At 42.4% G+C, this 13,186-nt stretch carries 9 protein-coding genes and 1 tRNA gene; 2 read left to right on the forward strand and 8 right to left on the reverse strand.

Translation table 11 applies throughout. The features are described 5' to 3' along the window. Positions 1 to 251: 251 nt before the first annotated feature. The 5 genes from HQ29_RS01825 to HQ29_RS01845 form a co-directional block, all read right to left on the reverse strand. Entirely contained in the window at positions 252 to 1,205 is a 954-nt protein-coding gene (locus HQ29_RS01825) for a PorV/PorQ family protein (RefSeq protein WP_036789650.1), read from the reverse strand. A 4-nt stretch (positions 1,206 to 1,209) separates the two neighbouring features. Then, entirely contained in the window at positions 1,210 to 3,942 is a 2,733-nt protein-coding gene (locus HQ29_RS01830) for a S8 family serine peptidase (protein ID WP_082226817.1), read from the reverse strand. Between the two features lie 9 nt (positions 3,943 to 3,951). Further along, positions 3,952 to 5,427: a BACON domain-containing protein gene (locus tag HQ29_RS01835; protein ID WP_081964529.1), complete on the reverse strand. Its 1,476-nt coding sequence runs from the start codon at positions 5,425 to 5,427 to the stop codon at positions 3,952 to 3,954. A 34-nt stretch (positions 5,428 to 5,461) separates the two neighbouring features. After that, positions 5,462 to 7,081 carry a PL29 family lyase N-terminal domain-containing protein gene (locus HQ29_RS01840; RefSeq protein ID WP_081964528.1) on the reverse strand — a complete coding sequence of 540 codons (1,620 nt, stop codon included), beginning with the start codon at positions 7,079 to 7,081 and terminating at the stop codon, positions 5,462 to 5,464. A 598-nt stretch (positions 7,082 to 7,679) separates the two neighbouring features. Next, positions 7,680 to 8,723, reverse strand: coding sequence for an NAD-dependent epimerase/dehydratase family protein (locus tag HQ29_RS01845; RefSeq protein ID WP_200878511.1), 1,044 nt, complete (start codon positions 8,721 to 8,723; stop codon positions 7,680 to 7,682). Positions 8,724 to 8,880: 157 nt separating this feature from the next. Here HQ29_RS01845 and HQ29_RS10375 point away from each other — a divergent pair, with 157 nt between their 5' ends. Next, positions 8,881 to 9,018 (forward strand): hypothetical protein, encoded by a 138-nt coding sequence (locus tag HQ29_RS10375; protein WP_160216100.1) that lies wholly within the window; start codon positions 8,881 to 8,883, stop codon positions 9,016 to 9,018. Positions 9,019 to 9,270: 252 nt separating this feature from the next. Next, positions 9,271 to 9,341: transfer RNA gene (locus tag HQ29_RS01850), tRNA-Cys, on the forward strand. Between the two features lie 798 nt (positions 9,342 to 10,139). On the opposite strand, the gene HQ29_RS01855 is transcribed toward HQ29_RS01850, so the two are convergent. The 3 genes from HQ29_RS01855 to HQ29_RS01865 all read right to left on the reverse strand — a co-directional run bounded on the left by HQ29_RS01855 (position 10,140) and on the right by HQ29_RS01865 (position 13,113). After that, positions 10,140 to 11,153: a hypothetical protein gene (locus HQ29_RS01855; RefSeq protein WP_036867213.1), complete on the reverse strand. Its 1,014-nt coding sequence runs from the start codon at positions 11,151 to 11,153 to the stop codon at positions 10,140 to 10,142. A gap of 223 nt (positions 11,154 to 11,376) precedes the next feature. Further along, positions 11,377 to 11,829 (reverse strand): YhcH/YjgK/YiaL family protein, encoded by a 453-nt coding sequence (locus HQ29_RS01860; RefSeq protein ID WP_036867215.1) that lies wholly within the window; start codon positions 11,827 to 11,829, stop codon positions 11,377 to 11,379. 21 nt (positions 11,830 to 11,850) lie between these two features. Then, positions 11,851 to 13,113 (reverse strand): MFS transporter, encoded by a 1,263-nt coding sequence (locus HQ29_RS01865; RefSeq protein WP_036846799.1) that lies wholly within the window; start codon positions 13,111 to 13,113, stop codon positions 11,851 to 11,853. Positions 13,114 to 13,186: the final 73 nt, after the last annotated feature.

Consider the following 13,186-nt stretch of genomic DNA (forward strand, 5'->3'; position numbering starts at 1 on the left):
AAGAACACAGCAATAATTGTAACATAAACATAGAAGCTTAGAGGGTGTGCCCAAACAGTAATTTGTTCACACCCTCTTTCTTTTTGTTGATATTAGATGCCCGTTTTTGAATCGAGGCTGTGCCAAAGTTCAACTTTGACACAGCCTCGACTTATTTTAATTGTAAGATCTGGCCCGAGCACTATATCCTTTCGGATAATTTTGGAAGTCGAACCTAAACCTTCCAAGTTTTGTTTACCATCACATAAATCCTATATATCAATGCGAACAGAGAATGAAAAATTATTAAAATCTTTTTTCGATGCAATCTGATATGCAAAATCCAAAGAACAAATAGAGTATCTATACCCGGCTCCCATTGTATATTTTGAAAAGACTCCTTGGCGATAGTAGCCGGAGCGTAGAGCTATTCCGCTTGAAGTTGAGGCTTCTAAGCCTACCCCTCCATACAGCGGATAACGTTCTGATGAATGAAGTAAGTAACTTCCCATTGCTGCCAAGGTCAATTTATACTCAGTTGAACATTGGACCGATACAGAGCTACCGATCTGAACTTTTGATGAAAAGAACCACTTCTTCTCAGCTTTAGGAGCAAATAAAGCACCAATATCCGCCATTTTTACGGTAAAAATATAGTCCGCCGGCAGTGTTTTGTTAGCTAAGTGGAATCTTCCCTTATAGGAACTACCAACTGAAGCCACAAGAGCCCTGCTAAGATCTCCATAATGACTCTGAAGATATGAAATTCCGGTAAAGGCTGATAGCTGTTTGGAAATCATGGTTGATGTCCCAAAATCCGCACTCCAAACGATAGGATGAATAGTGGCTCCTTCTCTTCCACTCATATCGACAGAGGGAATAAACAGCCCTGACTGGTACCTCATCCCAGCCATGATATTGAAGCGATCAGATATGGGACAACCTAATTCAATCGCATGTGTCTTAAGCCTTCCATTATCGCTCCGAGGAAGAAGTCCCAAGGAGTAATTGGCATAAGGTCCAACGGAAGCACTGCGAGAAATTGGCTGACTGCCATATAGACTTAAAGTATTACCTAAGCCTAAGTATGCCTCACCAAGAGCCGCCCCTTTTACATTGACATTTGTCTGTAACAGATCAAATATCGGTCTTTCTTGTGCGTGAACAGAAAGAGTGATACCACTAAATAAAAGCAGACCAACAAAAATATTCTTTATTCGTATCATTATCTTAGTTGATTTTTATAAAAGGACGCTTTACTCGCTTGCCATTACCCTCCACAATTAAGAAATAAGTTCCGGCAGAAAGATGCCCGATTTGAAGTGGAATCAATCTACCTTCTTCATTCTCTATTGATACATGTTGTAAAAGCATTCTTTGTCCGTTTTGAGAGTAAACTTCGACTTTGGCAGAATATATATCATCCGATAGTCTGACATTCAACTCTTTCTGAGCCGGAATCGGATAGACCAAATAGACAATATCATCCTCTACAAGTTGGAGATCAAATTGAATTCTTGCTACCGCTCCATGAGGATCCTTAGCTGTAACCTCCATGTGAACAAGCCCTTTCTTTTCCGCTTTTATTGATAATTTATCTCCATTTATCACCGGAATGGCAATTGTTGGATTATAGGAATGTGCCTCAAAGCTTAAATCCTCACCCTCAAAGTCTGAAAAATACTTCATCAACTCAAGTTCAAAAGAAGAAGCTTTGGTAATAGGTATTATTTTAGAAGAAATCTTCTCTACTACATTAGGTGCTTTATTGACTGCTACTGTGAAAGGAATATCCAAAACACTCCGACTAAAATCATTAAAGACTATCAGCTTGATGTTATATCTTCCAACAGGCAACACTCTGTGAAAACGGAATTTAATAAGATTTCCTTTCCTTTCAGCCTCTACGCCTTTTGTTTCTCCTTCTATTTTATACTTCCAATCATATCCGTCAGAATCTTCGACTGCAACATCAAGACACGCAGGATCCGATCCCACGAGAAGGATATCTTTATTGCTAGAACGGGAAAGTTTAGGAGGAATTGTTTTCAGAGTTGTAGAATGAAAAAAGTATGGTTTAGATTGATGTCCCCATCTGTCCATTGAAATAATAGCCATTGAATATTCAGAGTCTTGTTCAAGAGAAGATAGCCTATATTTTACAACATCTCCGGACTTAAGCTGAGGTTGGCAAATCTCAATTCTCTTTGCTTTCAAAATATTTTTCTCATTCAACTCTTTATCTTTAAGACAGCACAGATAGTAAAGAATGGCAGTTTCGTCATCTTCATCGGCAACTGCTCGCCATGTGAGGTCTAAATAGTTAGGTCCTCTTTCGACATTAACATTTTCAACCATCTCCGGCTTCTTGTTTTCATCTATGCTAAGGGCCTTTGCGGCATCTATAATCCCGATCCCTAATTTTCCCACAAAATTGGGATTAAAAGAATAAAGATCAAACGGTCTCAATGAAGAGAGCAAACGCTTCTTCAAATCTTCATTGGTAAAGCCTTTTCCTCCAAATTTTGAAAGGACCAAACCGGCAACTCCGGATACCAACGGCGCCGCTTGAGAAGTCCCTTGCATATAGCCATACTGATTGTCCGTAACAGTGCTTAAAATGAGAGCATCCGGATTTCCATAGTCATAATCCCCTCCAGGAGCAGCAATATCTACCCAAACTCCACTATTGGAATAAACAGCACGTTTTCCTGCCGGTCCGATAGAGGAAACTGCAACAACCCGGCTGTAAGATCCGGGAATATACCAGATCTCCTTCGCATTGTTACCTGCGGCAAAAACTACGACCCCTCCTTTCATCGGAGATCCAGAAGCTTGCTCTCCTGTTTTAGGATCTATACCCGCCATATCAATAAAATAGTCAATAGCCACTTTATATGATCTGGGCAACTCATCAGGACCCGAAGAGCCTCCCATTCCCCAAGAACATTGGGCTACTACGGCTCCATGCTCCGCGGCATAAACAAAGGCACGAGGTGCAGCAGCAGGATTATTTCCTTGATCGGAGAAGACCTGGCATGACATTATCTTCACTCCTTTCGACGAGACATCTCCACCTGCGACTCCCGCGACACCAATTCCATTCATCCGACGAGCTGAGATGATTCCTGCAACATGAGTTCCATGATCATCAGGCTCTATATTCCCATTATTAAGGACAAAATTATACCCATTCACATCATCGCCATACTCTCTTGTTTCCGGAGGATTGACCCAGATATTTTCTTGAAGGTCTTCATGAGTTACCTCTACACCTCCATCCAACACAGCAATGATAACATTTGGCTTACCGGTCTCTATCTCCCATGCAGCCAAAGAGTTGATATCTATCCCCTTCACATATAATGGAAGCTGTTGAACATTGGAGTGATGCCATTGATATGGGAGGCGGGGATCTGCTTTAGGATTTTCGGATCTTAATGCAAAAGAATTATTGGCTCGTATCGGTACACTCTCTGGTTTAATCGGCTTATATATAGGCTCTGTGTAAGAAAAGACATCCTTAAGATCTTCTGCGGATCTGCCGGCACGAAGGACAGTAGTTTTCTCTTTGTCAAACTGAATATCATACCAAAGATGAAGCCCTGCTGCACGCCTGTATTTCTCATAAGCGCCTCCATTTCCGGGGAATACAGGTGTCATAGACTTCGCACCAATAGATGAGAGAAAAAGATCGAGACTGGACGAGCCGGTTCTTAGGCCATCCTTATTTCCTGTTATGGAAAACTCTTTCTCCAACTCAGGAGTCAGCATGACTCTCAGATATCCCTCTTCTATAAAAGCTTTGTTAGATTCTATTTTTTCAACCTCCGGTTTATTATCTCCCTTATCGGGACGCTCCGGATATTCATCTTTCCGACATCCCATAACTCCTACTGCAAATACAATAAGTATTGCTACAAGATTTTTATGAGATACCATTTTCATTTTTATCTTTCTCATAGCAGCCTATTATTCTTGCATTGGGAGGAACATCATCATTACCGAAGGAAGACCGCCGTTAACCTCTTTCACAGAGCTAACACGAACTCCTAAAAGAAGCTTTTTCTCTTTATGTGGATAAAATCGTCCAAACTCATCTCCCGTAATGATAGGATCCCCAAAGCCTTCTTTTTTAAGAAGAGCCTTAAACTCATCTGTTGGGATATAATTATTCTGATTGGATCTATAGAAAAACTTGCTAATATCGTAAGTGAAACAGACCATATTGGCAAGCCCTTTACCATCTTGATTAAAGATGTAATATCTACCGATGTAGGTATTGTCATTTACATCAAAATAGTAAAAATTATTTGCAGATTTTTTTTCTGAGAACTTTCCACCATGAGTAGATTCCCATGCCACTACAGTATTAAGATTTGTATTTTTTGAAAGATCTCCGTATCCGAATGGCAACCTTTCAAAGGTTGGCATCGGTCCCGGTTGACGTCGAATGAAATTGAATTCTATTCTGGGTTCTTGACGAGGGACATCATAAATGACATTAGCTACGATTTCATAGCGAGTGCCATTGGGCAATTCCTTCCTTACGGCATACGCCCTCTCCTTACCATTATCTCCTTTCAATTCAAATCCCTCTTTAAGAAACAACTGATGAAATTCCGGTTCAATCAACATTGATTGTTCACGAGTACGCAAAGTAGCACCTATCAGTTGCTTTGTGCTGAAGGTATATTTAATATCCAGAATAATAGGACTTTTTACATTGTAAGTGTGGGATCCGCCATTGAGATAAGAAGAGTTATGTTCTACCGAATTTCCTCTGCTTTCCTCAAGTTCTTCCACTTCTGCCATAGTAGCTTCCGGGATCAATATAGGAAGGATGTAGTGAATCAATCCTTTCTGGAGGACTTCAATCTCACGTACTTTATCTCCACTTTTCAAAAAGATTTTTGCATTTCGCTCAGATGGGTCGTTGTTTTCTTCAACCTTTACAACAAGAGTATTATCTCCCGGAACATGTGAAAGTTGAATCCAACTTGCGTTGGTTTCACTCTTCCACTCCTTATTATTGGTAATAACGGTTATTCGAGTGGTGCTTTCTCTCTGCAAAAGGTCTATACGATCTTGAGATACTGATATTTCAGTAGGAACTCCCGCTTGAGCTATCGGGATTTTTCTCAACAATCCTCCTGCAACAACAGATACTTCCGCCTCTCTTTTCTGTACAGTCGTGTTCGGTTCAATATTTATGGTTAGTTCTCTACTCGTTTGATTTGTCTTTACCCACTCTGCATTGGAGAATGCTCCCCATTCTTTTTGGTTAGTGGTTATAACAATTGTTTTACTTCCTCCTTCTACAGAAAAGTCCAATGTAGAATAGTGCGAAAGTTCCAATTCGAGAATATCCATTTTAGAATGGTTGCAGCCCGATAGGATCAACAATAGTATAGTAGAAAAAATGAATAATACTTGTTTAGATTTCATTATTTGTATTTTCTAATTAGTCAGACATAAAAACTTAATTTTTCGTTTTAACATCCACGAGTTTAGGATCTGTGAAAATACCACGATCTTTATCAATTCCAAAAACCATTATCACATAGTCTCTATTTTTTCTCATAGGATGAGTCGTTGGAGTTATAGTTATCTCCCCTTGACTAAATTCAAAGTCCTTTTTTCTTAAGTGAATTGATGCCAATTCATACCCTACGGCTTTCAGCTCCTGAGGTGTTCTATTAGGGGCTCTTCCGTCAATGAAGGACTTTCTTTCATGAACGACCATATAGGTATAATTGCTATTTGATGGAGTAACTTTCGCAATGATTCCATTGTTAAGTACTTCTTCGATTTTCACATCAAACGTAAGATCACTGACAGATTGTTCCGGTAGAGTTTTAATCTCTTTATAGAAAATTTCAGAAGTCTCCGTACCATCATAATTGACACCAAAAGCATACACAATGTAAGAGGTTCCCGGTCGTGCCAGTGAAATTCCTGAATAACTCAAATTCTGATTCAACCGAGACCCTTTCGTCGTAAGTTGCCTTAAGGCATCTTCAATAGAACCGGCACTGTTCCAAAAATGTCTTTCATACTCCAAAATACCATTAGCGCCACCTATTTTATCCCACTCTTCCTTTAAAATAGAAGAGAAGTAATAGATACTCTCTTCATCCGAAGGAACAATAGAGAAGTTCGCATCTATTGCTTGTATTCCGTTTATCGTGATATCAAAAGTCAAAGAAAATTTTGGATTTACGACAACTTCGCAAACAGCCTTTACTGATCCTATGGTTGCAGTAATAGTAGCATTGCCTCTGGAGACTCCTCTAACATTTCCATTTTCCACGATAGCAACTTTTTCGTTTGAAGAAGTCCACACAATACGATCGGTAGAAATAGAATTTGGAGTAATTCTGGCTTCAATCACAAAGCTTTCGCCCTCCATTATCTCTTTTGTGGTAGGATTCAAAACGATCTCAGAAGGCACCGGATTAGGAGTAGGATTACCTGACTCTTTTGAGATAACGAAAGTCTGTCCCTTAAATACTATGATGATCGACTTATCTGTCTCCGTAATCTGTAGATCGGAAGTGCTGCCTCCTGTAGCCTCAACAGGTTCGTTGTCTGAGTTCAATACCAGATGCCATGAAGCTCCTCCATCCACACTATATTCCCAATAGTTATTTTTTTTGTTTACTCTCATTATGGGAGTTACTCCGTTTGCTCCATCTTGCCCGGAAGCTTTGATCTTATTGCCATCCGAGTCATACATGTACTGACCATTGATAGTCCAGTAGAACACCCCATCTTCACCACGCTTTACTCCCATTGATGAATTTGTTCCGTCTGTTCCGTTTTTCAAGACAATCTTATCTCCATTACTCATTTCGAGAAGATAACCACTATTGTCATCGAGGGGGCGATAGCTTTTAATTGAAATATTGGAGCCTTGGGTCTCTAAAAGAGTTTTCATCGCCTTGATGTCTCTATTAGCTCCATCTGTCAATTTTTCAATCTTTGCCAGTCTGGTTTCAACTTCATCCAATCTTCTGTAAACATCCTCAAGATTACTGCAAGCCGATAGCATTAGCATACTAAGGAATAAAAAAAGCATTGTTGTGCATTTTGTTCTCATTAACTTCTCCTTTTTTTAGTTGTTAAAATATAGTTGTCTGATCTGTTCGATCTTCTTTCAAACTCAAGCCTCCCGATAAAGTGTAAATTTCAGAAACGGTTATCTGTTCTCAAGTAGTCCGAACTCCCTGTACAGTTATGCCGAGAGGATAAGCCTCTCATAAGAGATCTATTCCTGTTTTTTTAGAGAGCCAAACAATCCCCATACCAGACTTTACACCAACACAATTCAAGTATAAATGGTTTTTCCCGGCAAAGGTAATATTTATTGTGAATAAAGAGGAGCTTCTTTCCATTTTTTTATTCGGCACTTCCGACTTTATCCATTTGCACACATAATTGGCAAAAAAGTCGTTCAAAAGCACTCCTCGTAGATATACACCTCACAACGGATACATTGAAATGTTTCACATATTTCAGACTCATCCATCGGGGCATAAAGAAACGGTCCGGAGCCAAGTATTCACAGACTGAAAGGCGAACGCTTTAGAAGATACAACCTCTGCACATCAATCATAAAAGCACAAGCCGGCTCCTCCCTCAGACCATATCTACTCCGGCTTTACCGCAACACTTTCTACCCGACTCTGCCCAACGCTTTAAAAGAACAGTTTTCTGGTATTTTCATTTTGTTCATGCCATACTTTATATGGTTTAGAGAGCGAAAGCAAACACCTTTTTATGTATTTCCGAAAAAGTTGATTTATAAGACGTTGATAGAAAGGCGTATCAGCTGCCACTCTATCGTAATAGGTCTGCAGAGTGTCTCTCCTAAAATGCAGAATCTCTTCGAGATTATCTCCATCCGCATACAGCCCACAGTGATAGTTTCGCTCGGCAAAAGCTTTATCAGGAAAGTCGAGAGCGCCCAAGCCTCTTATCTTAAAGTTTTTCTCCAAAAGCTCCTTGTACGTTGTCCGGCAAGACTCTCCTCCTCCAAGATTAAAGATATGTCCTCTAAGCTCTTCCCGATGATCCACGGCAGCCACTAAGGCACGAGCCGCATCTTGAGGTGTAATGATCTCTATGGGGGTAGACAAAGGCATATAGAACATAATCTTGGAGAAGTGATGGTTACTTGCACCCATCACCATAGTCAAGCGAAAGATGCTCCAGTCGAGCCTGCTTTTCTGGAGCAACTCTTCCATTCGGATTTTGCTCTCGCCGTAGTTGTCCGGATAAGGAGGAAGCAAAGGATCTCCGACACGAATATTCGGATTATTGAGCCGATCTCCATACACAGCCACAGAAGAGGTCATCACCACAAAAGCATTCGGGGAGTTTTTGGTCAGCAAGTCTATTAAGTTCTCCGTGCCGAAGATGTTCACTCTGAATGTCAGATTGGGATCTTCATAGGCCTTAGGAGGAATCACCGAAGCAGTATGAATACAGACATCTACGCCTTTGGTCGCTTCTTCCAGATCTTCCGGCCTTCTGATATCTCCGTAGAACGACTCAATACGATCCCGATACCTGTTCAGAAAAGCCTCGCTTTTACGAGTCTTCAAATCAAAAGCTCGGATATTGTACTTGTGCGACTCGGACAGAAAAAGCTCCAGCGCCCTACTTCCGACCGTCCCGGATGCTCCTGTAATCAGAATGGTTCGCTTCATATTGACATCTTCATTTTTTTGGTTTGTCATCACACACTTTCATATTATAGCCTCCTACGACTCTATCATTCACCGATCGGCTCAACACAAGGGGGATAAAAGGGGTGGTATACTCTGTCTCAAGACAGAAACTCTGCTTTTAGCCTCTTTCCTCTAAAAAAAATCGACTCAGAGAAGAAGCCTTAGCTTGACATTTTGGCAACAACCATCTGCCAATATTCTTCCGATTCTACTCTCCCCTGTTCAAAACAGAATAGACACCGAAGCTCCGGACTATTCTCAAAGGTGGGATACTACTTGGGAGAGCAAACGATACCAATGGTGAAAGCACTCTCTATCGTCTAAGCAATAAACCGACAAATCTGTCTCGGTCTTCTATCAAATCATTTTCTCTTACTTACATACAACACAAAAATAACATTTTAAGTCCAATATATCAAATAAATAGCACCAAATATTTGTTTCATATTCTTCTTCCATTTCGTCTCCGAACAGGCTCTTTACAGCATCGCTCCTCGTGATCCGATTTGGCTAATTGAAATATCGTTGCTATCTTTGCATACCAAATGGAAATAACGGTTCCTTGGCCGAGTGGTTAGGCAACGGTCTGCAAAACCGGAGACGGCGGTTCAAATCCGCCAGGAACCTCTACAACAGATGCTCCGAAATCTTTCAGTAAGGTTTCGGAGCGTTTCTTTTTCGCCCTTCCACCTTGTCTGCCTATTTCCTTGAGCTTTTTACTCGGTCTCTCTTATCCCCTACTTCCAAAAGGGTAAATCTCCTCCCCGAAAAACGTTCTCTATTTTGAGAAAAAAGGCAAGCCTATACCCCGTTTTTCTCACCCGAAAAGAGGAGGTTTCCAAAACTCATTTTTATATATTCCATCCCGAAAAATGCTCACTTTTTTCTTGCTCTCTATTTTGATTGGAGGGAGTGTTTTCAGAGCACGACCGAATTGTTAAATTTAGGCTGTTTTATTAACACAATTTCCGATACCTGCTAAGCAAAAACGCTAAACGAGCATATTCTTTTGGCTTAACGTGTTTAATTTTTCAATGAACACGTTTACCGATTTCATTTAATACGTTTACCGGATTCGATTAACGTGTTTAGCCAAAAACATTAAAATACTAAAAATCAATCATTTACGCATTTTAACCCTAAAAAGCCCCTAAAAAGGCGAATTTCTTTATTAGGAAACGTTTACAGACATGGGTGTTAAAATTCACACGTATTAACGCGAAAAACGCCCATGAAATGGACTGAGAAAAAATTTTTTCCAAATTCGCGATTTTTCATAATCACATTATTATCAACCCCTTATAGAGGAAAGATCTCTTTTTGCTCTTGAAACAGGAGAGCCGACGAAGCCATTCAAGAGAAATGTCGGGACTCCATTTTTATATAAAAGTTCCCGACAAAAAAGGTGCTTTTATAGGGGTACGGTTACTCCAAAAGAGTACCGATACCTTTGATGATCCACATCAACGCACCCACGATATTGAGCGACACTTCCGGAGCAGCTTTATTGGTTATCGGGTTGTATCGGTATGCCACTCCCAGCTCAACCGGTCCGCAGCCCGGAATATTGTAGCCCAAACCGCCCCCAAGAACGGGTGAGTAGAGCAGCCCGTAACGTTGAGGGAAATATCCGGGTAGAGAAGTAAAAGAGCTTGCCGCCGATCCGTAGAAATAGACTCCGGCATCCATGGTGTACTGAAGCCTTAGACCTCCGTAAAACTCACGCCCGGAAAACTGCGATGCATACGGAAGCGTGAAAAAGGAAGCACCTCCGTCAAGGTTGAGCCTAAGGTTTTGCGTGAGGAGGATTTGGGAATGAAGTCTGGGATTGATATAGGTCTGCCCCATGTAAGAGCCGAGCGCAACACCTCCCGTAAGTATCCACTTCTCCGTGGGAGTGTAGCTAAGGCCGGAGTAGATCTCTCCAAACTTTTGGTGTGTAGGAAGATGAAAAGAAGAGAGCTGCCCCATGGAGAGATCGTTGTTCCAAGAAAGCTCTTTGCGCAGCTTGAGATCGATGCCGATGGTACGAGAGTCGTGCCGGGTGTTGAAGGCATCTTTCCATTGATGGCTTGAGGCATGCGATTCGAGCCGGAAGCCATTCCAGTCCACCTCCAAAAGTTTAGGGCTGTTGAGCTGAAAGTTGAAAGCCGGAATGCCAAACTGAGAACCGGAGAAGCGTCCCTGCATTGGTCTTCTCCCCTCTTGCTTTATGCCGGCAATATCCACCGTAGGGCGGATGTCGTCTATCTGCTTCCGAACCTGTTTCAGAAGCGCGTCCTCCAGATCTTTAGGGAGCTTGTTGCCCACAATGCCTTTGCGTTTGAGAGTATCTGTCGGTATAGAACTGTCCGTCTGGGCCGCTGCGGTAGTAACGATAAAAGTCATTGCAAGCAAGACCAAACAGATGAATGGTTTCGGGAAAGGGCTACACTTCATCACTTGTAAGAGTTATTCTCTATTGTATATGGATGCAACTTATCGGTTCAAAGGTAGAAAAATATAAGTTGAACGGCAATGACAACAATTATAAATAAGTTCTCTTTTCACTTTCAAGAAGTTAAATATAAAAAAATCCTCCCCGGAAGAGGACGCTGTCTGTGTCCCGACCGGAGAGGATATGCTCTTGCTCCATAATACCTCTACTTATGGAGGCAGGATATTACCTCACATCTTTCACCTTGATGATGATCTTCCTCTGCACTCCTTCTCCTACAAGCGGAGAGTGGGGGTCTTCGGGGAAAACGATGGTAAGCGTCCCCACGGGCATCGGCAGCGTAAGAGCCGGAGTGTCTTCCCATAGGAGATAATCGCCTTCCGCATCATAAGGCTGACGGATGCTCTTACAGAGATCTTCCGAACTCCAGCCCATATTTTCGTCGAGTCTTAACGGCACATGGATGTCTATGTACTCCCGATGCTGCTCCATAGGGATAAGTCTGTCGGGAGACATAGCTACCTCTGCGACGTTGGCATATATGTTGTCCCCGTCTATCTCGTTTCGTCCCGTAGGCAGAGCGGACAGATCGGTGCTTCTAAGCCAACCGGCTACCACTTTGAAGTGCGGATTCAACGGGAAGTATCTTTCAAGCTGTTCTAACGTTGTGATAATCATGTTTTGTAAAAAGTGATGAGGTTAGAAATTTTCGCTCTTCATGTCCACATACTTAGGGCGAAGGATGGTGATCTGTAGCAGTAGTGCCACCAGGACGATACCGGCAAGCATGGCAAATCCAAGCCCTAAGTTGCCCTCTCCGGTCCATGCACCGAGTACCTGAGTAATGAGTGCGCCGGAAAATACTCCCACCATGTTCATGAAACCATAAGCGGTAGAGCGAAGGTTATCCGGGACAAACTGGCAGAGGATAGGCATATTGTTGGCATCGAACATACCGTATCCCACCCCGAAACATAGGGCTGCACCGATGATCGTAACCATACCATGCCCCAAACCTAAGAAGATAAGCGCAGGGATGGTGAGTGCCAAACCTATGGCTCCGATATAGACACGCCCTCTGAGATTGCGCTGTACCCAACGGTCGCTAAGCATACCGCCCACAATGACACCGACGAAAGAAGAGAAGGCGATAGATATAGTGCTCAATGGTCCGGCGTGTTGCATGTCTATGCCAAGGCTGTCTCGGAAAAGTGTCGGCAACCAGTTTTTGGTAGCCCATCCGGGTAGGCTCGGTGCGGCAAAGTAGATGAGGATAACCCAGAAAGCGACATTGCCAAACAGTCTTTTCAGTCCCTTACCAAACGGAATGGCATCAGGATTGGAAACAGCACTTTTCTGTCCGATGACTGAAACCTCTCTCTTGTCCCGAAGAGCCATGGCAAGCACAAAGGCATAAACGACTCCGGCAAGACCGAAAGAGATAAACGTGGTCTGCCAACTGAAGTGATGCGCCACGGTAGCCCCGAAGCCGCCCAGTGCCTGACCCATATACAGACCGGTCATGTGTATTCCCACGGCAAGAGAGCGTGTCCGCCCGGTGTGGTACTCGGTGATGAGAGCTAGTCCGGCAGGAATATAGAGAGCTTCGCTGATGCCCATAATGGCACGAAGAACAAAGATCGTATTGTACGAAGAACTCATCCCCATAAGGAATGTAACGGCAGACCAGACAAGGAGACTGCCTACAATGAGCCATTTCCTACTCATGCGGTCGGCTATGACTCCCGCTAAAGGACTCATAAGACCATATATCCATAGGAAAACTGCCATGAGATAGCCAAAATACTTAGGGTCTTGAAGCTCGGATATATCCACCTTCATGCTGTCTGCCATAGTGGATAACATCTGTCTGTCAAGGTAGTTGAGCAGAGCCACAACCCAAAGGAGTGCGACCACTATCCAGGGATATATCTTTCCTGTGATCTGTTTTGATGTTGTCATAAGAGTATAATGTCTGTGATATAAGCATTAGGGCCGCCCCTTCTAACGGCAAAGACCGAAGGAGCGACCCTAA

Source organism: Porphyromonas canoris (assembly GCF_000765975.1).
Lineage (GTDB): Bacteria > Bacteroidota > Bacteroidia > Bacteroidales > Porphyromonadaceae > Porphyromonas_A > Porphyromonas_A canoris.